The organism is Pseudanabaena sp. UWO311, assembly GCF_006937785.1.
Taxonomy (GTDB): Bacteria; Cyanobacteriota; Cyanobacteriia; order Pseudanabaenales; family Pseudanabaenaceae; genus Pseudanabaena.
In genome coordinates, this window is record NZ_SJEE01000002.1 from 95,697 (window position 1) to 116,586 (window position 20,890).

Sequence of the window (20,890 nt, forward strand, 5' to 3'; positions counted from 1 at the left end):
TCCTGAATATAAACTGAATTTGAGTGAATTAGATTGAACTTGTAATTGGTTAGCCGACAGAAATAAGTTCTGCCGATGGTGTTGCGATCGCTGCGTTTGCAGCATTCTCTTTGGGAATAGCCCCAAAGCGATCGACTAGGAGCTTGCCGACCACTTCGTGCAAGTCCTCGCATGGCACTTTTTCCATTACACAGGTTCCAAGATGAGCATCTTTACCCACCGTGCCACCCATGTAAATGTCCACACCATCGACAACCTTGCCATCTTTACGAGCTTTGCATCCCGTAAAGCCAATATCGGCAACTTGAGGCTGAGCGCAGGAATTAGGGCAACCACTCCAATGAATCCGCACAACTTTAGGAAGAATATAGTCTTCGGCAAGTTGTTTGGTGAGTGCAAGGGAGCGATTTTTAGTTTCCACAATCGCTACAGGACAGAACTGGTTGCCAGTACAGGAAACCAGACCGCGCATGAGGTTGTCAGGATCGACAGGGAACTTCTGAAGTAGGGGATCTTGCAGAAGCAATGGCACTTGCTCATCGCTCACATTAGTAATGAGCAGATTCTGCTCAACTGTGAGTCGCATATCGCTATTGCCATAAGTGTCTGCAACCCTTGCAAATTCATACATGTCGGCGGCATACATGCGTCCGACAGGAATTTGCAACCCGACATAGTTCATTCCTGCTTGCTTTTGTTTGTGAACCCCAATGTGATCGCGCTTTTCCCATTCGATCTCATCTTTGAGTGCGGCTGGAGCAAGTGGTTTACCCATTTGCTTTTCCACTTCAGCACGGAATTTTTCAATTCCCCACTCATCAATTAAAAACATTAAACGCGCTTTGTCTCGCTTTTCTCGGAGTCCATTGTCTCGGAATACTATTAGTAATGCTTCACAAAGCGCAACCACATCTTCAGGCGGAACCCAAATATCTAAGGGAATTGCAGCCTCAATACGCTTAGCCGAGAAAAATCCACCAACTAATACATTAAATCCAAATACTTCTTTATTCTCTTCGTTAAAAGCTGGTACAAACGCTAAATCATTGATTTCGGCATGGGTCGAGTTATCCCGACAACCTGCGATCGCGATGTTAAATTTGCGAGGTAAATTTGTAAAATCTGAGTTGCCTTCACCATTATTCGTAAGCAGGTTTTGTACTTGAATAGCTAGCTCACGAGTATCGTAAAGCTCATTAGCATCAATACCAGCTACAGGTGAACCTGTAATATTACGGATGTTATCCATGGCGGACTGTACACTTGTCAGTCCAACCGATCTAAACTTCTCGAACATTTCAGGGACATCCTCAATGAGAATGCCGCGCATTTGAATATTTTGTCGGGTGGTGATATCCGCAACACCATGTTCACCACACTTCTCAACTACAGAAGCTAATACTCGCATCTGATCGCTACTCAGCAAGCCATTGGGGATGCGCATCCGTACCATAAAGCGACCAGGAGTACTTTTGCGAAAAAATACGCCCAACCATTTCAAGCGATGTTGCAAATCGTCGTTATCGATCGCTTCCCAGCCAATTTCGGCGAATCGGGCGATTTCGGCTTTTACAGCAAGACCATCTTTTGCTGCCTTCAGGTCTTCAATTTTATTTGCCATGCTTACTTAATCCTTGGCTGATGCTTGAGATGTCTAGATGTTTAGTAATCACCAAATCTAACGAAATTGTAAATTTCCAGTTCTCAAGCGCTATTTCGACTTTGTATAGGATTTACACTACTTAACGTTTCGATCCCGATTCGTATAAGAAACTACATATTTTTAAACTTTATTTAATAATTGCAAAACTCTAATGCATTTATTGCATGAAAACTTGCATCCCCATTTATCTAAATACCAATTTACAAAAGTGTGGCAACACTTCTGTGAATTAAACCCCAAATCCAGTAAGGGTTTTAAAAGCACAAAATGGCTACGCCATTTTGTGCTTTGGTATAAAAGGTAGTCAAGTGGTTTATGCTCTTTTTTTACTTGATTGAACCCTATTTTTGAATTGTTCCCCAAGGCAAAGATAGTCGGTCAACTACATCATACAAGCCACAGGATTCAGATCCGAAGCATAGACATCACAACCCAACCGCGCCGCCTCAAACGGGATCTGTCCCGATCCGCAAAAAGTATCCGCCAACCTCGGACGATGCCCAAACCGCATCATTCCCAACTGTTCCACCAACTCAGGAAAAGAACCCGCCCTAGTTCCCAAATGCGCGTTTACCTCATCCCAAATATGCCCAAATAAATCATCAGCACATTCCTCTGGTCGCGAAGCCGCCTGTACCAATTCCTTATAGGGCGTATGATTAACTCGTTCTATCAATTCCCGACTGGTCTTATCCTTCTTCTGCTTCAAGCGATATTGCAACGACTCCCCATCCATCGCCATCAACATCTCAAAAATCTCTAAATCCCGCTTACTGTCAGCCGTCGCAGGCAACAAACAACCCAAAATACAAGCCTTATTCAAGATCAAAGGCTTCCGCCCCTTCCAATAACTTCCCAAAGCCGTCAAAGTCTTACCCATATTCGCCATCTGTTCCTTATACCCGCCGATAGCTTCTGCACAGGTAACAACCTCTCAATCAGCGCAGGCGCATCCTTTAGCGAAAACGGGACAATTTCAGGCATGGGCATCACAAATTACAAATCTAACCAATAGCACACTAGAATAATGTCATATTTATTCATGCGCTTAGCAACTCAGCATAAACATTATCATCATTGTTATCCCACACGGCGTTTAATGACTCATTACCTGCTTGCTGCCAAAATTCTGCATCCTCATCAAGCATCAACGTAACTAGAACCCTTGCCCCTTCAGGTAGTTGCTTTAACTCCAAAAGCTCGATCTTGCCTTGTCGAACCGTAGCCCAAACCGTTGTTAGCATATCCATTCAGTTCGTTTGTAGAATAATATCTAAATGATACCGCCCTATCCAAATCAAAATATCTTCACTAGAGCGTAATCAAAATAATTCTTGCCACTCAAACACCACATCATCAAAGGCAAGTATGGAGAGGCGATCGCCTTGAGTATAAAGACAAGTTTGCTTATAGCCTAACTCTGATGGTTGCGAAAAACCCATAATCGTTTTTGTATTGACATCAAATAACCACATCTGCGGAATCCCTGCGACACCATAGAGCTTTGTCTTGACATCGCGATCGTATTCAAGGGAGCTATCAGCAACCTCAATGATTAACAAAATATCCGCAGGTGTTGGTAAAGCATATTCATAAAAATCATCTCGATATTTCAAAACCGCGATATCTGGCTGTGGTTGTGATTTGTTGGCTAGATCGATAGGATTTTGCACCCAGACAGTTACTCTAGCCCCCAACTTGAGTACCAGATTATTGGTTAACCGACCTACACATACTGCGTGTTTTATCCCAATTGGTGACATCGCGATAATTTCTCCATTAATTAACTCATAGCGATCGCTATCGGCAAACACACCGCGCTCATACATCAGTTGAAATTGCTCAACCGTAAATTGCATTACATGGGGCTTATCTGGATTTGGTAATTCCTGATTAGGCGATAAGCTGGGTACTAGTAGTTGTGCCGTCATAATCTTGTTAACCGATATCTTTAGGCGCTGATTTTTTAGTTTGTGTTTTGGGGCTTAGCCAAACCGTCACATCATCGAGACTCTGAAAATCTAACAACGCCTCACCAAAAGCCTCTAAGCGCTTCAGAGATAAAGCTTTAATTTTTTTGACCAAGCGATCGGGCAACTCCCCAAACTTACGCCGCAACTGTCGCAAAGCCAAATCTAGCTCACCCTGCTGCAAACCTTGTTTAATACCCTTTGCAAGTAAAGCTTGATAAGTTACTGACTCGCGCATGATTTCTTCTCTCAGCAATTGACTCAAAATCTCCTTGCTATATCGTAACCCACCCAACATATAAGCGTAAGTAGCAATATTTGCCCTTTCTTTGCTCAACTCGATTTGCTCGATTTTCTGAGCGATAGTTCTTAACATCTCCTCTGGTTGAGGCGATCGCGCCAAGACTGCAAAAGGTAATAAAGTCGCGTCATTGAGCATCAGAGTTGGATCTTCTTCCCAAAGCCTCACTGCACGGTAAGAGTGTAAAGTGCTATTTGTCTCAAAACGATCTAACCTCAACAAAGGTGAATTCGTCTCTTGTAAGAAAATCACGATTTGCTGGATAGGGCAACGATGCAAGCGATAGAGTCGCACATAATAGTCCAACATTCGCAAAGGCATATCGCGATCGCCCACCGTCTGAAACTCGATATGTAAAATCTGCGAACCCACTTGCAAAAAACTCACAAAATCAGCACGGATCGGCTCCACCGATAACTCCGTTTTGAGAACTTGCACGGATTCAGTATTTTCACTAAAAGTTTCACCCAATAACCATCATAAAAATGGCTGAGGATTAGATTCAATAAGGGTTTTGCAGAGATTATCGTAAGACATTCTTATAGTTTAGCGGTTTCACCATGAGATTCTCCCTTGTCCATAAATAAAGGCAAACTCAATAAATCTGTCTCGACAGGACGACGACGTTTGCGATCGCCACTAGTTACCTTTTCACCATCAGACAAAGCATAAAATAAAGCGCGTCGCCAACCCCGTTGCGTATCTTCCGATAAGCCCGACTCCGCCACCGTCATCGTAAATAACCACCATCTTTCTTCGGGACGCAAAGCCGCCCATTTACTGCAAATCACAGGAATCTGGTCTTCATTGGCTGTTTCGGCTGCCCAAGCAAGCACACATAACTCCTTACCCAAGAGCCGATCGACTAGATTTGTGCCTGTATGCCAACGTCCCGTTAATAACTTGGCTGCCTTAAGGCGATCGTTAAACTCGCAACGGGCTGTATCCGCAATCGCCGACCAAGCAGCACGTTGTAAAATCACGCGATCTTCACAACTAGGATTACCACCCTCTAAACCACGATAACTATAGTCCTCGGTAATTGTGACTGTGCCTAGACGAGTCGCAGGAATCTCAACTTGAAACAGATGCACCCCAAAAGATGTAGATGCAAACAATTGACGGGCTGCTTTCTCGACACTACCCATCCTGAATTAATTCATCAAGCTGCTCGATTTGATCGCTAAGTATAATTGATAGCGCATTGGATTGAAGCTGACAAGCATCACGGACTGTTTTCATACTTTGTTGCTATATCTGAATTTTCGATTTAGGCAGTTCAGATAATATACCTAAATTATCAAGATATTGATAGAAAGTGCAACTCGCCTCCTATCATCAACCATATAATCGAGATAATTGAGGACTACCTACTAATCATCTAAACTGATAGCCTTACTCATATATGCTCGATCGCCTCCAAAAAATTCTGTCTAGACATGGGATTGCTTCTCGAAGAGGTTCTGAGCAGATAATTTTGGCAGGGCGAGTTTGTGTAAATGGCAAACCAATTACGGAGCTAGGGGCAAAAGCCGATCCTGAAAGCGATCGCATTGAAGTTGATGGCAAGTTACTCCAAACCAATGCACCAAAATTTGTCTATCTATTACTTAATAAGCCCATAGGCATAATGAGCACCTGTGATGATCCTCAAGGCAGAAAGACCGTTTTAGACATTCTGCCATCACAGTATCGACATGTTTATCCAGTCGGACGGCTGGACTATAACAGTAGTGGAGCGTTGATCTTGACTAATAATGGAGATTTTGCGAATTACCTAATGCATCCCCGTCACCATGTTCCCAAGACCTATGAGGTTTGGGTTAAAGATATACCAAGCGATCGCATCATTAAACAGTGGCAAGATGGGGTTATCCTTGACGGCAAACTTACGCTTCCTGCATCTGTAAATATTCGGCAAATTGAACGCTGTAAATACCAAACTCCACGTACCCAATTGCAGATAGTTTTGTCTGAAGGGCGCAACCGCCAAATTCGTCGGGTTGCCGAGCAGTTAGGTCATCCTGTCTTATCATTACATCGCGTGGCGATCGCGACTATTTCACTTGAAACTCTTAAGGTCGGGGCATATCGACTACTAATCGATCAAGAAATCGAAACATTAAGTCCAATCTAAAAAGAATTTACATTGCACCTCAGCTCAAGACACAGTAAGTAATATAGCTGTTGATATGTAGTGTGTAGTGCAGTAATTTACTGAGAAAACTTTGCAGAATGTTATATTACTTTAGGTTAGGTAATATAATTACATCAGGTTACTTATAATCGCCAATGACGCTCTAAATAGAACTTGTGGTTGTCCAAGTTCGACTGAAAGCCAACTTGAAGTCAGTCAGTCCAATCTCTTCCTACATGTCTGTGAGTATTGTGAATATTACAACCTCGAAGCAAGCAGAGAAATTAGCAGAAATCGGAGCGCAATTTAAGCGAATTCGAGAAGATAAAGAATTGTCAATTCCGCATCTAACTGCAACTACATTAATTTCTGAGCGCTATTTGCGTGCGATCGAAGATGGTCAAATGGATTCATTGCCTGAGCCTGTATACGTGCGTGGATTTATCCGAAAGTATGGCGATGCTTTGGGGGTTGGAGATCTTTCGGAAGATTTTCCTCTAAATCCTGTTTTGCCTGAGCAAAAGTGGGCTGGCAGTGCTGCGGCTGAACTGCGACCTTTACATTTATATGCACTGTATGTTGTCGTGATTGCGGGGGCAGTTAGTCTGTTAGCAACATTTCTGAATTCACCTGATGCTAATAAAATTAACGATAGTCAAACTAATTTTGGGGATGCAGCTCAGATAAGTTCTGCAAAATCTAACAAAGTGATCGATCCTACCGAAATCATGCTGCCAAAAATTGGTGGTCTAGCAGTTTTGAGGCAGACAGGTGCATCAGTCCCTGTCGCTGTGGTAAATCCTGTGGCTCCTTCACCGATAGAAATAAAGAATCAAGCTCTTTCGGCAGATATTCTCAATAAACCAAAGTCTCAGGCTAATCTGGGGCAAGCAAACTCTAATTTAAACAATATGCTCTTGGGTTTGGTAAACAGTAGTCTTCCTTCAACCAATACATCTCTCAATAGTTCAACGCTTGCCAACAGTAATTTTGAATTTGTTGGCAACAAGCCCGTTAACGTTGGCATAGTCATGCAAGGTGAATCTTGGATGCGAATTACTGTTGATGGGCAGACTGAGTTTGAGGGTGTACTCAATGAGGGGAAAAAGTTAGCTTGGTCAGGCGATCGCCAAATTTCCGTTAGAGCAGGTAATGCTTCGTCGGTGGCTCTTAGCTATAATAATCAACCAATTAAAGTGCTGGGTAAGGAAGGCGAAGTGGCGGAAAGGCAATTTGGCAACAACCAAGCCAATAATAGTAATGTTAGAGGCAACGATTCACAGCTACGGGGACTTGTAGAGGTGATGTCTAACAGTAATTCTGGCAACTAGAACTCCCAAAAATAAAGCGCCCACTACGTGGGCGCTTTATTTTTGTCTTAGTTACTTTCAAGCCCGCTTTTCTTGACTAATTCCTCTGGAGTTAGTTTTGCTAAAAATTCTCGAAATGCTCTTCTTTCCGCTTCATCAGCATCCTGATCCACAGGAATTGAAGCTTCAAGAATTACTTCTTCCATTACCCAGATCGGACATTTTGCCCGAACCGCGATCGCGATCGCATCACTAGGACGCGCATCTATGTCCTTTTTTATATCACCCTGCGAAACCGTAATTACGGCATAAAAAGTACTATTTTTGAGCGCATGAACGACAATCCTCTCAACAGTTATCCCCCATGCATCCAAAAAATTAAGCATGAGATCATGGGTCATTGGTCGCTCTAGAGGTCTTCCATCTAAAGCCCCAATGATTGCTTTAGCTTCAGTTTCACCGATCCAGATCGGCAAAGCTCTGCGTTCTAAAGTGTCTCGTAGTAGGACGATAGGATTACGGCTTACAGCATCAATAGCAATCCCAGCCACATTCATTTCGATCATTGTTGCTAGCCTTCCTCAAGAAATGAGCGAAAGTACCCCTCATCAATCAAAGCTCTTGATGTGATATTGATAATTAAAGACGATCAATATCTAACTAGCAAGGGTTTTAGTTCGAGAGAGGCTTTTGCACGCTATTATACCACCGTCTTGATCTGGAGTCTGGCTTCTAGTCCTGTTTTTGCTAGTGCTTGGCTTCTACTAGAGATAAATATAATTGCTTTTTCCTCTACGCGTATCTCTACAGCAATTTTCGACCAAGTGAACATAATAAATTTTTTGAAAGTCTTGCAAAGCAAGACTTTCAAAAAATTTATTATGTTCGGGTTTGAGCACAAAGCGTTGTAGATTTGTGCATTATGGCAATTGCTATCAAAACAACTACCCTAAAACATGAAATCAGACCTAAAAAATGTGACTATCGTTGGATCTGGTGCGTGGGGATCGGCGCTAGCAAATCTAGTCCAAACCAATCAGCATCATGTGCAAATCTGGTCACGCCAAAGTCAAGTATCCCTAGCAGAAATGGTCAGTAATAGTGATGCCATCATTTCCGCAGTCTCTATCAAAGGGGTACGAGCGATCGCGGAACAATTACAAACAGCTAAGTTACTGCCAGATGCAGTTTTAGTTAGTGCTACTAAGGGCTTAGAGCCAATTACTAGACAAACCCCATCACAAATTTGGCGATCGCTACTCCCCAATCAACCTCTAGTGGTTTTATCTGGACCAAATCTCTCTAAAGAAATTATGGCAGGTCAACCTGCGGCGACCGTGGTAGCGAGTAACGATGAAAGCGCTGCCCAGTTTATTCAACATATTTTTGCATCCAGAAATTTCAGGGTCTATACAAATTTCGATCCTATCGGGGTGGAATTGGGTGGCACGCTCAAAAATGTAATTGCGATCGCCGTTGGTGCTTGTGATGGATTAAATCTTGGTACAAATGCCAAATCTGCCTTAATTACGCGATCTCTGATTGAAATTATTCGTGTTGGGGTTTACTTTGGGGCACAACCTGAAACTTTCTGGGGCTTATCGGGTTTAGGAGATCTATTGGCAACTTGCAATAGCAATCTCAGTCGTAATTATCAAGTTGGCTATGCGATCGCGCAGGGTAAAAGTCTTGAAGAGGCGATCGCTAATGTGCAGGGTACGGCTGAAGGTGTAAATACGGCTAATGTATTAATGGAAATTAGCGATCTGGAAAAAATTAGTGTCCCAGTCTCTCGTTATGTTTATCGTTTGCTAAAAGGAGAAATCAATTTGCAACAAGCAGTTGAGGGACTAATGGAACGAGATCTTAAACCAGAAAATTAAATACAATCAAAACTATGAATAATCTGCATGTTGTTTCTGCTAATTGGCTCCATGAACATCTCCACGCTCCACAAGTGGTTGTAGTGGATTGTCGATTTTCATTAATGGATATAGAACTAGGTCGTAAACAATATCAAGAGAACCATATAGAAGGTGCTTATTATCTTGATCTCAATCTTGATTTGTCCAGTCCTGTTCAAAAGCATTGTGGCAGACATCCTCTGCCCGATTTAGATAAACTTGCCGAAAAGCTTTCTCAAATAGGCGTAAATTCAGGCAAAACTATGGTGGTTGCCTACGATGACTCACGTTTGGGGTTTGCTGCAAGACTCTGGTGGTTACTGCACTATATGGGACATGAGCGAGTAGCAGTTCTCGATGGTGGTTTTGCGGGATGGCAAGCCCAGAATTATGGAACTAGTTCTGCTGTTCCATCAGTTAGAGATGGGAAGTTTGACCCTAACATGCAAACTAACTTGGTTGTTGATATTGAAACTGTGAAATCACGTAAAGATTTGCCAGAAGTCGTTCTAATTGATTCGCGAGAAGGCGATCGCTATCGGGGTGAGCGCGAACCCATCGACCCGATCGCTGGTCATATCGAAGGTGCGGTTAATTATCCTTGGATGGAAGTTACTAATGAGCAAGGTTTTGTAATTGACAATCAAGGCGATCGTTGGCAGGAAGTAAAAAATGCTCAAGAGGCGATCGTCTATTGCGGCTCAGGTGTAACGGCTTGTGTAAATTTGCTATCGCTGAAATTAGCAGGAATTGAGACTGGCAAACTCTATGCGGGAAGTTGGAGCGATTGGTGTTCGTATTTAGTCTAAAGAAAATATCATTAAGCAAATTTTGAGGAGAGATATCATGCGCGAGTCTGTGACATATCAAGCAATTCTTCGTGAAGGTCGGCAAGAAGGTCGGCAAGAAGGTCGTCTAGAAGGTCGGTAAGAGGGTCGCAAGGAAGGTTTAGTTGCGATTGTTTTAAGGTTGTTGACCCACAAGTTTGGGACTTTGCCACCAAAGCTACATACAAGAATTACGCGATTACATATCCCTCGCTTAGAGAGTCTTGCTGAAGCGATTTTGGATTTTCAGAGTCTTGCAGATTTGGAGCTTTGGTTTAGCAAGAAGAAATAGTGTCATATTTCATCTAGAAGACCGCGATATAAAGTTAATGCTGAGGGATACAAGTATCTTAAACCAATTACCCCGATCGCACTATAATCAGCAATCGGTTAACCTAAGACTAGCGATCGGTAAAACTTTAAAACGAGCATCATGACTTCAAGCGAACAAACTCACTCCACATTTTTACTCGTTGACGGGCACTCCCTCGCGTTCCGAGCCTTTTATGCCTTTGGCAAACATCCCGAAGGCGGCTTGCGCACCTCGACAGGAATCCCCACAAGTATTTGCTTTGGCTTCTTGAAAGCATTGATCGAAATGCTCGATCGCGAAAAACCTGCGGCTGTTGCGATCGCCTTTGATCTTGCCGTACCCACATTTCGCCATGAGATTGACGATACTTATAAGGCAAATCGTTCTGAAACACCTGAAAGTTTTATTCCTGATATGCAGAACTTACAAAGAGTTTTAGCAGCGATGAATCTGCCTGCAATTACCCAAGCTGGTTTTGAGGCAGATGACGTATTGGGAACGCTCTCACAGGTGGCGAGTGCCGAGGGTTACACCGTCAAGATTTTAAGTGGCGATCGCGATTTGTTTCAATTAATCGATATTGATAAACGCATCTCGGTGCTGAATATCGGACAAAAAGATAAGATTGTGGAATATCATGCTGATCAGGTAAAAGAGCGTTTAGGGGTTTTACCTACACAAGTCGTGGACTATAAAGCGCTTTGTGGTGATGCTTCTGATAATATCCCTGGGGTGCGGGGTATTGGTGAGAAAACGGCGATTAAGTTAATAGAGGAATATGGTAGCTTAGAGAACGTTTTAGCGGCTATACCGAAGATGAAGGGGGCAATTAAAACGAAGCTAGAGCAAGGAATTGAAGCTGCTAAACATTCGCAATTTATGGCGATGATCAAAACGGATGTACCGTTGCCGATGGCGATCTCAGATTGTAAGTTAACAGGTTTTGATACTGCTGAGGTAATTCCTTTATTAGAAGAGCTTGAGCTGAAGGCATTTGTGAATAGAGTCGATCAGATTCATGCCAAGTTGTCGGGCAACTTTGAGAAGAAGCCTTCAATCTCAGCCCCTGTCTCAAAGAGCAAAGAGACAAATACTGATTCCTCTCAAAATCAGGATAATAACGAAGATGAGGAGTTATGGTTTGACTTTGCTAAGCAGGAAAAAGATCAGGCGATCGCAGCTTCAGCGTCGTTAAAGTTAGATGTACAGATTATTGATGCGATCGCGAAGTTAGAGCAATTAGTGGAAACTCTTCGCAGCACTAAACAGCCTGTGGCTTGGGATACGGAAACCTCGGCACTAAATCCCTTTGAAGCTGAATTAGTAGGAATTGGTTGTTGCTGGGGAGACTCGATTAGTGAGGTTGCTTATATCCCGCTAAGTCATAGTGATGGATGCAATCTTAAATGGGAAGAAGTTAGAGAGATTCTTCGACCTATTCTTGAAGATGTTAGTCATCCTAAATATTTACAGAATGCCAAGTTTGATCGCTTGATGTTTAAGGCAGCGGGGATTGAGCTAGCAGGCGTGATATTTGACACAATGATTGCTAGTTATGTGATCGATCCAGAAGCAAGTCATAAGCTCGATGATATGGCGATGGACTTTCTCCAGATTCGCACGGTTAGTTATAAAACGCTAGTCGGTAAGCGCAAATCGATCGCAGAGGTTGATATTCCATTGGTTGCTCAATATTGCGGGATGGATACCTATCTTACCTATCACCTTGTGCCTATTTTGCAAGCACAACTAACCGCAATACCTGAGCTTTGGGATTTATTTCAAAATGTGGAAATGGCTTTAGAGCCGATTCTTGCCGAGATGGAATGGCGTGGGATTAGGATCGACAGAGAATTTTTGAGTGCTTTTTCCTTGGAATTAGAGAAAGATTTAGATGCTTTAGCGATCGCAGCTTATGCCCAAGCTGGCAAAGAATTTAATCTCAATTCACCTAAGCAGTTGAGCGAAATTTTACTGGAATTATTAGGTGAGAAATTTATCAAGAAATCGCGCAAGAGCGCTACAGGCTATTCCACTGATGTTGCTGTGCTTAATAAATTAGAAGGCGATCATCCACTCATTGACACGATCTTAGAAAATCGCACTCTTGCCAAACTCAAATCTACTTATGTTGACGCTTTGCCTTCTTTGATTCAACCCAAAACTGGGCGAGTACATACCGATTTTAATCAAACTGTAGCTTCAACTGGACGATTGAGTAGTTCTAATCCTAACTTACAAAATATTCCGATTCGGACTGCTTTTAGCAAGCGGATCAGAGCTGGCTTTTTACCAAAAGAAGATTGGATATTAATGGCGGCGGATTATTCGCAAATTGAACTGCGGATTCTTGCTCACTTGAGTCAAGAGCCTGAATTGATGAGAGCTTTTAATGCTGGTGAAGATGTACATACAGTTACGGCGCAACTTCTATTAGAGAAAGAAGAAGTAACTAGTGATGAGCGTCGTCTAGCAAAAATCATCAATTATGGCGTGATTTATGGCATGGGAGCACAGAAATTTAGCCGCGATATCGGTGTGCCTGTAAAAGTTGCCAAGCAGTTTATTGATAAATTCAATCAGCGCTACGAAAAGATTTCTAGTTATATGCAAAGTGTCGAAGTAGAGGCAGAACGTGATGGCTTTGTAAAAACTATATTAGGAAGGCGGCGCTATTTTCGCGGGCTCAGTCAGATTGGTGGCTATCAGAAGGCGGCGCTATTGCGATCGGCAGTTAATGCGCCTATCCAAGGAACCAGTGCCGATATTATCAAGGTTGCCATGTTACGGGTGAATGAGCTGTTGTCTGAGTATCAGGCGAATCTACTTTTACAAGTCCATGATGAACTTGTATTTGAAGTCCCACCTGATGAAGTTGCCGAACTGCAACCCAAAATCAAGGCAGCGATGGAATCAGCTTTGGAGCTTTCGGTAAAGCTAGAAGTAGATATTCATACTGGTAAGAACTGGATGGAAGCAAAGTAAATCAATTATTCATTGGTGTATACTCTCCTTTAGGCTTAGTACAAATTTAAGACACTGCTTTCCAAGACACTAATTAGTGGCTATTTTTAGACTGGAAGGGATTAGACTCAATAATAGATCTAACAAGTTATAAACGATCGCGTGGAAGGCGATCGCTTGTAAAGCGTTTCAAAATATCATGAAGCTTTTAAGCCACTAGAATCAATGAAAATTAATGCCAATCTGTCTACAGAACTCCTCAACTACTATCGCCAAATTAGTACGGAAGTATTTACGGTAGTGGACTTAGAGACAACGGGAGGAAAGGGTGATCGCGATCGCATTATCGAAATTTCTGTTCTTCAAGCTACGCTCAAAGACGGAATTCGGCAAATATCTACTGACTTAATCAATCCTCAAATCCAGATACCTGAACAAATCGTCAGATTTACAGGTATCTCGCAGCATATGGTTGCTGATGTTGATGGCAGCGATCAGATTCTGCCTAAATATTTGCCAATGCTCCAATCTGGCGTTCTTGTTGCTCACAATATTGGCTTTGACTATTCTTTTCTCAAAGCTGAATATCAAAGACTAGGTACTGAATTTATTGCTCCTCAACAACTTTGCACCGTCAAGCTATCAAGACTCTTATTGCCACACTTGCCATCGAGATCGCTGCCTAAGTTAGTCAAACATTATGACTTTAATGTTGGACAGTCGCATCGAGCTGAATCCGATGCGATCGCTTGTTGGTTACTTTTAGAAAAGCTATTGACTCAACTACTCAATGCCAAGGACGTTGAGATCTTAAATCTCTTTGGTCAGCAATGGCTATCTGGAGAGGATATAGCCGTGATTTTGCAACTTCCGCTCAGTCAAGTTGAAGAGCTTTTGGCAGATCCGACAATCAAATCACGATTTTCAAACCGTAGACAGATCAATCTATATCAACGTAAAGAGATAGAAGCTTTAGCGAATAAAATTACTCCCTTACAAGTTTGGTAAGTACCTGCGCCATAACATAGTCATCGGGTGAGGATCTTATAGTTGCGTGCGGTCTGGCAATCGGACTGAATTTGAGCTTTGAGAGCATCAAGTGAATCAAACTTCCGTTCAGGTCGAATAAATCTGATTAAGTTTACACTTAGTTCTTGATCGTAGAGATCGCCTTGCCAGTCAAATAAATGTACTTCGACTGATCGCTGATCGCCATCCACAGTTGGACGCATTCCAATATTCATCACCCCTAATACTTGCGCTGGGGCTTGTGTTGCTGCGTCAGGATTCTTTATCATTGCTTGGATTGCGTAAACCCCATCACGGGGTAAACACTTTTGGGTAGGAAGCTCTAAATTTGCAGTTGGAAAACCAATTGTGCGCCCTAATTGCTTTCCCTGCACTACCCTGCCCACAAGGTTGTAAGGACGACCAAGCAGTGAATTAGCTAAATCAATTTCACCTTGGGCTAAAGCTGTCCGAATATTGGAGCTACTTATGCGCACGGGTGGCTGCTCGAGATCGCCAAAACTCATCGTCTGCTCTGGAATGACCGTGAGGCGATCGCCCCAAATATTTTGCAGATCGCTAATATTGCCTTGTCGTTTCTGTCCGAAGTGAAAATCAAAGCCGACGCTGATTAATTCGACTTGGAGCGAGTCAATTAAAATCTTCTGGATAAATTCGGCGGCAGTTAGCTTGGCAAGTTCAGCGTCAAAGGGTAGCAAGACTAATTGCTCGACACCGAGAGATTTAAGCAAGGCTACTTTTTCATCAAAGGGAGCAAGTAGCGATCGCGTTCTTTGGCTAAAAAATTCTTGGGGATGAGGGGAAAAGGAAACGACTGTACTGGTTAAATTGGGGTTGCGATTGCGCAAAGATATCGGCAAAATTGGCGCAATCACGCGACAGTGTCCCACATGTACGCCATCAAAGTTACCAAGGGCGATCGCAGTGGGACGAGAAATTTGGGTTGGGTCAAAAATTACTCTCACGCTTAACATTTTGACACAATAGAAACAAAAAAATATTAGTCATTCGAGGTAATTACAATTACACGTATGTGTCGGCGCTTTGCGCCGACACATAGAGCGCTTTGCTCTCAAACCCAAACCAATATAAATTTTGATAGCTTTTTCATGCCAATGAAAAAGCAAATACATCGATCACGCTTTAACTGTCCAGTGCTGCTTTTGGGAAGCTAAGATTTTCGCGATCGCTTATAGGCTCAAGAATAGATTAATTAGAGAAAGGAATAGAGTAATTGGAAGATGAGGCGAAAGGCTGCCATGAGAGCGATCGCACTAAAACCTGCAACTCCACAATATTGAGCAATCTCGATCCAGTTGGGAAAGCTCTGAAATTGAGAGAGTTTCCCAAAGGTTTGCACGCCCCAAATTATGGCAAAGCTCAACAAATTTACGAATACAAATAGGTCTTTATTATCAAGAATGGAACTAATCCTGAGCAGAATCACACCAATCAATACGGCAGCAAAAGCAATTAAATTGTTAGGAGAGCCAATTAAGGCTAGCCCGACCGTTGTGCTTACTTGCCATAGCAACATCGCTTCGACACCAATCAAAAAAGCAGCAATGAATTGAATCTTAATTGGTGCTGCTAATAGCCAAGGCGTTTTGTTTGATCGCTGAGCTACAGGCTTAGGAACCGAAGGTGCAAAATTAGGAAGTGGTGCAGGTGGAGGGACTTGGATACTGGTCTGATGTGCCGATTGAACTGGTGGGGTTTGTATTGGAGTGCTTTGTATTGGAGCGCTTACCGATGGTTGTACTGATATTTGAGAATTGAGGGCTTGGAGGACATCAGCCGACGAAGAAAAGCGATCGCTGGGAGCCGTCTCTAACATTTTATGTAAAACATTATTAAGATTAGGACTAAGCTTCACAAAGCGATCCCATTTCCAAGTGTTGTAATTTACATCAAATAATTCGTCGGGATCTTTGCCAGTTAGCAAAAAGAGACAAGTTACGGCAAAGGCATAGAGATCCGTAGCGGGAAATACTGTATCACCCCGCATTTGTTCAGGTGCGCCATAGCCTGGGGTAAAAATACCCGTGGATTTTTGACCTTGGGCGGCTCCAGCTACTTGTTTAACCGCGCCGAAATCCAGCAAAAAGTAAGTTTGGTCAAGTTTGCGCACCATGATATTTGAAGGCTTGATATCACGATGGATCGAGCCTTTGTCATGAATAAATGTCAAAACAGGCAACAGGCTTTGCATGATTTCTAAAACATCCGCCTCCGCGATCGCGCCATGCTGCTCCACAATTTGCTCTAGGGTAAAGCCATCAACAAATTCCTGCACTAAATAAAAAAATTCATCCTGTCCCGACTGCACCTCAAAGTAGGCAAGCATGTCAGGAATTTGTGGATGAGTCCCCAAATCTTCTAAAACTGTAGCCTCACGCTCAAACATTTGCTTGGCGATTACCATCTGAGAACTAGTTAACCCCACGGGCTGCAACAGCTTCACCACGCAGCGTTTCATCGCAGGTGTATAGCGATCGCGAGCTAGAAAAGTCGCACCAAAACCACCCTGCGCGATCGGGCGTTCAACTATATAGCGTCCTCCAAGCAGTAAAGGCATCCCGCAAGCCGTGCAGAATTTTTGAGTGATCGTTTTGAGCGTATTGCCACTATCAAGATCGGCAAAAGAATTTAAAGGCTTGGTACAATTCGGGCGCGTGCAGTAAATATCCACGTTAGTACTGTATTTTTGGCATACTGTATTAGAGTCTACCTAAGTTTCTCCCTCCTGCGCCCATGAGTTCCAATTTTTTGCTTCATCTCAACCCAGCCCAACAAAAAGCCGCAAGCCATTTGCATGGGCCAATGCTCGTGGTCGCAGGGGCAGGCTCAGGGAAAACAAGGACATTGACCTATCGTATTGCCAACTTAATGCTCAATCACGGTGTTGCGCCTGAGCAAATCTTAGCTGTGACGTTTACAAATAAGGCTGGCAAGGAAATGAATGAACGAATTCAATCCTTGTTAACTCAAGAGATCGCTCAAAGGGAATTAGGCAAAACTTTAAGCGAAATGCCTGACTGGGAACAGGACAAACTTCGCAAAAAAGTTTATAAGCAATATATCAATAGCTATGCCCAAGATGGATTGTGGATGGGAACTTTCCATAGTATGTGCTGTCGAATTTTGCGCCTTGATATTGATAAATATAAAGATAGTAATGGTCGAAGCTGGGCAAAAAACTTCTCGATTTTTGATGATTCTGACGCGCAATCGTTAGTTAAAGATATTGTCATCAATCAGCTAAACCTTGATGAAAAGAAATTTGAGCCAAAATCCGTACGTTTTGCGATCGGCAATGCCAAAAATAAAGGCTGGACTCCCGAAGAATATGAGGCTCAAAGTGATGATTCGTCTTTCCGTAAGCGTGCGATCGCACAGGTTTATAGTCTTTACCAAAATCAGCTAGCCACCAATAATGCTCTCGACTTTGATGATTTAATCTTTTTGCCAGTGCGCCTATTCAAGCAAAATCCTGAAGTTCTTAACAAATGGCACAATCGCTTTAAGCATATTCTTGTGGATGAGTATCAAGACACAAACCGTACTCAATATGATTTGATTCAGTTACTCTCCACTAATGACAAAAAGCCGACTTGGGAAGGTCGTTCTATTTTTGTTGTTGGTGATGCCGACCAATCGATTTATAGTTTCCGCTCTGCTGACTTCACGATCTTGATGGAATTTCAAGATGCTTTTGGCGATCGCTTGCCCGATGCCCATACAGGCACAATGATCAAGCTAGAAGAGAATTATCGTTCCGTTGCTAATATCCTCGAAATTGCCAATCAACTGATCGACCATAACACGCAGCGTATCGATAAAGTCCTGAAAGCTACCAGACCCGACGGCGACTTGATTGAGTTATTCCGTGCTGATGACGAAGTTGACGAAGCCCAGTTTGTGATCGAGCAGATTCGCCGCGTTAAGACCAAAACTCCTAGCGCTAATCTCGGACATTTTGCAATTCTCTATCGGACTAATGCCCAGTCCCGTCCTTTTGAAGAAATGCTAGTGCGATGGAATATTCCGTATAAAGTCGTGGGCGGTTTACGCTTTTACGATCGCAAAGAAATTAAAGATGTTCTTTCCTATTTGCGACTGTTATCCAATCCATCTGATACTCTCGGCTTAATGCGAATTATCAATGTTCCTAAGCGCAGTATCGGCAAGGCAACTCTCGATAAGCTCCAACAAGCCGCCCAAGAACTCAGCGTCCCCATCTGGGAAATCATCAGCGATGAAACAACAGTCAAGACTCTGGCTGGGCGATCGGCTAGGGGTGTTCTCTCCTTTGTGGAATTGATGCAAAAATGGCAAGCGAAAGTAGCAGTTACGCCAGCAGCAGATATCATTCAGGGCATTCTCGCCGAATCGGGCTATGTCGATGAACTGAAAGCTCAAAGTAATGATGAAGCCAACGATCGCATTTCTAACTTACAAGAACTTTATAACGCAGCGTTACAATTTGCGGAAGAGAATGAAGATGCTTCCCTTGATGCTTTCTTAGCTAATGCGGCTCTTGCTTCTAGTCTTGATGACAGTGGCGAGAATGCGGAAAAAGTCACCTTGATGACGCTCCATGCTGCTAAAGGGTTAGAATTTCCCGTAGTCTTTTTAGTTGGTCTAGAGCAAGGCTTATTTCCAAGCTTCCGTTCCATTAACGATCCTATGGCATTAGAAGAAGAACGTCGCCTCATGTATGTGGGTATCACTCGCGCCCAAGAGAAGCTCTTCCTCAGCCATGCTCAAGCCCGTCGTCTCTACGGCAACCGTGAATATGCTATTCCTTCGCAATTCCTTGCAGAGCTTCCCAAAGAATATCTCACGGGACATGGCATCGATAAGTTTATCAGCAAGGCGAGTCAGAGGGCTGAAGCCACTAGTGTTAAAGGTTCGCTCAGGTCTGCCCCTCCTGTCAAGGTAAATGCGGTTAAGCCCAAGCCTCGTATTGATTGGCAAGTGGGCGATCGCGTGATGCATGACAAGTTTGGCGAAGGACAAGTTTCTAACTTGCTTGGCACTGGTGACAAGATGTATTTAGCCGTCGCCTTCTCAGGTCAAGGCAAAAAAATCATCGATCCCAAACTTGCTCCAATACAGAAAATATAGCTGTGGAGCTACATCTACTCAGTTTCTTTTTCAGTGTAAGTCGTCGATAAATTTGCGCGATCGCAAAGGTGAGATTGATACTCTTTGGCTTGAGGCACTGGACATCTATAGCTGTGGTCAAATGAACTAGAACATAAAACCCAAGAATTGATTGGCGGCGCTCCGCGCCGCCAATCAATTCTTGGGTTTTGATTAGTCCTAAGATAAGTGACATTAGCTATAAAACGAGCTGTAAAACGGAATCGACGTATTTGCATCTTTTTTGTCCGCATGAAATGGATGTTTCAGTATCCATCACTCATTAACTGTCCAAAGCCAACTTCTGTAACCAGTGAATCACTAGAGCATTCACAATCTCAGGGCGATCATCGTGGGGGCAATGCCCTGTATTGGGAATGGCTATTAATTGAATATCTTTAGTCTTGCCAGCTTCTTCATAAACTTTCGCTCCATTAATTGGAGTCCAAGGATCAGCATCACCCCAAAGAACTAATAGAGGCTTCTCTAACTTAGCCAATAAATCGGCAGTGCGGGGGCCAGCAGGAGCTGTCAAAATTGAAGCAAATACTTTTTGTGCGCCTTCATCACAGGATGGCTGATAGAGCATGTCTACCAACTCATCATCGATCGCCTCATGATTGCGATAAACCTGCCGTAGAGAATTGCGGATATTGCGTTTTTTGCGAACTTGATTGAAGACAAACTTACCTGTTACTTCAGAGCTTACTAATTTCGCAAAAGCACCCATCACGACTCTTAAAGGCAAATTCAACTCTTCAGGACGATGATTTAATCCACCTGCGGCATTTAGCAATACTGCTCCGATCGCAATTTCAGGACTATTAGTTACTACCATTAAAGCTAGCAAAGCACCGATGGAATTACCGATGAAGATAGCGGGTTGCTGCACAAATTCTTGATGAAAATCCTTGAGCAGTTCTTCCCAAAGCTCTAATGAGTAACCTAAAGCAGGTTTCGCCGAACCGCCAAAGCCGAGCAAGTCGATTGCAAATACTTGATAGCCAGCCTCAGCAAATGCAGGAATATTCTTTTTCCAATGACCGATCGATGCGCCGAAACCATGAACTAGGACAAGAGGCTTACCAGTACCTGTGACTGCATACTTGATTTGATATCCACGCCATGTCCAAGTTTGTGAAGTACTTTGCAATAGATCTTGAGGACGATCGCGAGTTTCGGGGTTTTCTGTGGTTAGCACGGCGGTGACTCTTTTTGGGAAATATCATAGAATTTAGATGCGCCTCCCGCTATGCGGGAGGCGCATCTAGATTCTAAATTTATTTTATGATGATTTATTCAGAGCGTCATCATACCTAGAGTT

17 protein-coding genes and 2 pseudogenes are annotated in these 20,890 nt (G+C 43.1%); 8 read left to right on the plus strand and 11 right to left on the minus strand.

Annotated features, from left to right (window positions below):
- Positions 1-49 precede the first annotated feature (49 nt).
- The 6 genes and pseudogenes from PseudUWO311_RS02195 to PseudUWO311_RS02220 all read right to left on the minus strand — a co-directional run bounded on the left by PseudUWO311_RS02195 (position 50) and on the right by PseudUWO311_RS02220 (position 5,082).
- Complete coding sequence (locus PseudUWO311_RS02195) at positions 50-1,621, minus strand: ferredoxin--nitrite reductase (protein WP_142653464.1); 1,572 nt, start codon at positions 1,619-1,621, stop codon at positions 50-52.
- 427 nt (positions 1,622-2,048) lie between these two features.
- Positions 2,049-2,653: pseudogene (locus tag PseudUWO311_RS02200) on the minus strand (DUF1156 domain-containing protein); the annotation flags it as partial.
- A gap of 50 nt (positions 2,654-2,703) precedes the next feature.
- Positions 2,704-2,907, minus strand: a complete 204-nt coding sequence (locus tag PseudUWO311_RS02205; protein ID WP_142653675.1) for a hypothetical protein — start codon at positions 2,905-2,907, stop codon at positions 2,704-2,706.
- Between the two features lie 78 nt (positions 2,908-2,985).
- Complete coding sequence (locus PseudUWO311_RS02210; RefSeq protein ID WP_142653465.1) at positions 2,986-3,594, minus strand: Uma2 family endonuclease; 609 nt, start codon at positions 3,592-3,594, stop codon at positions 2,986-2,988.
- Between the two features lie 7 nt (positions 3,595-3,601).
- Positions 3,602-4,372 (minus strand): DUF4351 domain-containing protein, encoded by a 771-nt coding sequence (locus tag PseudUWO311_RS02215; RefSeq protein ID WP_223807414.1) that lies wholly within the window; start codon positions 4,370-4,372, stop codon positions 3,602-3,604.
- A gap of 101 nt (positions 4,373-4,473) precedes the next feature.
- The gene (locus PseudUWO311_RS02220) at positions 4,474-5,082 is read right to left on the minus strand and encodes an anti-phage-associated DUF3780 domain-containing protein (RefSeq protein WP_142653466.1); all 609 of its coding nucleotides are present in this window, start codon (positions 5,080-5,082) and stop codon (positions 4,474-4,476) included.
- A 257-nt stretch (positions 5,083-5,339) separates the two neighbouring features.
- Between PseudUWO311_RS02220 and PseudUWO311_RS02225 the strand changes: the two genes are divergently transcribed.
- Together PseudUWO311_RS02225 and PseudUWO311_RS02230 are read left to right on the plus strand one after the other, a co-directional pair.
- A complete protein-coding gene (locus PseudUWO311_RS02225; RefSeq protein WP_142653467.1) occupies positions 5,340-6,071 on the plus strand; it encodes a pseudouridine synthase in 732 nt (243 codons plus the stop codon).
- A gap of 176 nt (positions 6,072-6,247) precedes the next feature.
- Positions 6,248-7,402, plus strand: a complete 1,155-nt coding sequence (locus tag PseudUWO311_RS02230) for a helix-turn-helix domain-containing protein (RefSeq protein ID WP_142653468.1) — start codon at positions 6,248-6,250, stop codon at positions 7,400-7,402.
- A gap of 47 nt (positions 7,403-7,449) precedes the next feature.
- Here the strand turns inward: PseudUWO311_RS02230 and PseudUWO311_RS02235 are convergent, their stop codons facing one another.
- The gene (locus tag PseudUWO311_RS02235) at positions 7,450-7,947 is read right to left on the minus strand and encodes a bifunctional nuclease family protein (RefSeq protein WP_142653469.1); all 498 of its coding nucleotides are present in this window, start codon (positions 7,945-7,947) and stop codon (positions 7,450-7,452) included.
- A gap of 390 nt (positions 7,948-8,337) precedes the next feature.
- Here PseudUWO311_RS02235 and PseudUWO311_RS02240 point away from each other — a divergent pair, with 390 nt between their 5' ends.
- From PseudUWO311_RS02240 to PseudUWO311_RS02265, 5 genes and pseudogenes are all read left to right on the plus strand, one after another.
- On the plus strand, positions 8,338-9,264 hold the full coding sequence (locus tag PseudUWO311_RS02240; RefSeq protein ID WP_142653470.1) for an NAD(P)H-dependent glycerol-3-phosphate dehydrogenase: 927 nt from the start codon (positions 8,338-8,340) through the stop codon (positions 9,262-9,264).
- Between the two features lie 14 nt (positions 9,265-9,278).
- Complete coding sequence (locus PseudUWO311_RS02245; protein WP_142653471.1) at positions 9,279-10,094, plus strand: sulfurtransferase; 816 nt, start codon at positions 9,279-9,281, stop codon at positions 10,092-10,094.
- Between the two features lie 133 nt (positions 10,095-10,227).
- A pseudogene (locus PseudUWO311_RS24795) lies at positions 10,228-10,404 on the plus strand (DUF4351 domain-containing protein); the annotation flags it as partial.
- 141 nt (positions 10,405-10,545) lie between these two features.
- On the plus strand, positions 10,546-13,410 hold the full coding sequence (gene polA, locus PseudUWO311_RS02260) for a DNA polymerase I (RefSeq protein WP_142653472.1): 2,865 nt from the start codon (positions 10,546-10,548) through the stop codon (positions 13,408-13,410).
- Positions 13,411-13,614: 204 nt separating this feature from the next.
- Positions 13,615-14,397 (plus strand): PolC-type DNA polymerase III, encoded by a 783-nt coding sequence (locus PseudUWO311_RS02265; RefSeq protein ID WP_142653473.1) that lies wholly within the window; start codon positions 13,615-13,617, stop codon positions 14,395-14,397.
- Between the two features lie 20 nt (positions 14,398-14,417).
- Here PseudUWO311_RS02265 and PseudUWO311_RS02270 read toward each other — a convergent pair whose 3' ends face one another.
- Positions 14,418-15,383: a bifunctional riboflavin kinase/FAD synthetase gene (locus tag PseudUWO311_RS02270; RefSeq protein WP_142653474.1), complete on the minus strand. Its 966-nt coding sequence runs from the start codon at positions 15,381-15,383 to the stop codon at positions 14,418-14,420.
- Positions 15,384-15,631: 248 nt separating this feature from the next.
- Positions 15,632-17,110, minus strand: coding sequence for a serine/threonine-protein kinase (locus PseudUWO311_RS02275; protein WP_142653475.1), 1,479 nt, complete (start codon positions 17,108-17,110; stop codon positions 15,632-15,634).
- A 62-nt stretch (positions 17,111-17,172) separates the two neighbouring features.
- On the opposite strand from PseudUWO311_RS02275, the gene pcrA reads away from it, so the two are divergent.
- Positions 17,173-19,548 (plus strand): DNA helicase PcrA, encoded by a 2,376-nt coding sequence (gene pcrA, locus PseudUWO311_RS02280; RefSeq protein WP_142653476.1) that lies wholly within the window; start codon positions 17,173-17,175, stop codon positions 19,546-19,548.
- Here pcrA and PseudUWO311_RS02285 read toward each other — a convergent pair.
- Both PseudUWO311_RS02285 and PseudUWO311_RS02290 read right to left on the minus strand, forming a co-directional pair.
- Positions 19,511-19,762, minus strand: a complete 252-nt coding sequence (locus PseudUWO311_RS02285) for a hypothetical protein (RefSeq protein WP_142653477.1) — start codon at positions 19,760-19,762, stop codon at positions 19,511-19,513. The genes pcrA and PseudUWO311_RS02285 overlap by 38 nt on opposite strands.
- An 87-nt stretch (positions 19,763-19,849) precedes the next feature.
- Positions 19,850-20,767: an alpha/beta fold hydrolase gene (locus tag PseudUWO311_RS02290; RefSeq protein ID WP_142653478.1), complete on the minus strand. Its 918-nt coding sequence runs from the start codon at positions 20,765-20,767 to the stop codon at positions 19,850-19,852.
- Positions 20,768-20,890: the final 123 nt, after the last annotated feature.

Excerpts from the sequence above, each read along its gene's own strand:
- PseudUWO311_RS02195 (WP_142653464.1), bottom strand. The coding sequence starts at position 1,621 with ATGGCAAATAAAATTGAAGACCTGAAGGCAGCAAAAGATGGTCTTGCT.
- PseudUWO311_RS02205 (WP_142653675.1), bottom strand. The coding sequence starts at position 2,907 with ATGCTAACAACGGTTTGGGCTACGGTTCGACAAGGCAAGATCGAGCTT.
- PseudUWO311_RS02210 (WP_142653465.1), bottom strand. The coding sequence starts at position 3,594 with ATGACGGCACAACTACTAGTACCCAGCTTATCGCCTAATCAGGAATTA.
- PseudUWO311_RS02220 (WP_142653466.1), bottom strand. The coding sequence starts at position 5,082 with ATGGGTAGTGTCGAGAAAGCAGCCCGTCAATTGTTTGCATCTACATCT.
- PseudUWO311_RS02225 (WP_142653467.1), top strand. The coding sequence starts at position 5,340 with ATGCTCGATCGCCTCCAAAAAATTCTGTCTAGACATGGGATTGCTTCT.
- PseudUWO311_RS02235 (WP_142653469.1), bottom strand. The coding sequence starts at position 7,947 with ATGATCGAAATGAATGTGGCTGGGATTGCTATTGATGCTGTAAGCCGT.
- PseudUWO311_RS02240 (WP_142653470.1), top strand. The coding sequence starts at position 8,338 with ATGAAATCAGACCTAAAAAATGTGACTATCGTTGGATCTGGTGCGTGG.
- PseudUWO311_RS02245 (WP_142653471.1), top strand. The coding sequence starts at position 9,279 with ATGAATAATCTGCATGTTGTTTCTGCTAATTGGCTCCATGAACATCTC.
- polA (WP_142653472.1), top strand. The coding sequence starts at position 10,546 with ATGACTTCAAGCGAACAAACTCACTCCACATTTTTACTCGTTGACGGG.
- PseudUWO311_RS02265 (WP_142653473.1), top strand. The coding sequence starts at position 13,615 with ATGAAAATTAATGCCAATCTGTCTACAGAACTCCTCAACTACTATCGC.
- pcrA (WP_142653476.1), top strand. The coding sequence starts at position 17,173 with ATGAGTTCCAATTTTTTGCTTCATCTCAACCCAGCCCAACAAAAAGCC.
- PseudUWO311_RS02285 (WP_142653477.1), bottom strand. The coding sequence starts at position 19,762 with ATGTCACTTATCTTAGGACTAATCAAAACCCAAGAATTGATTGGCGGC.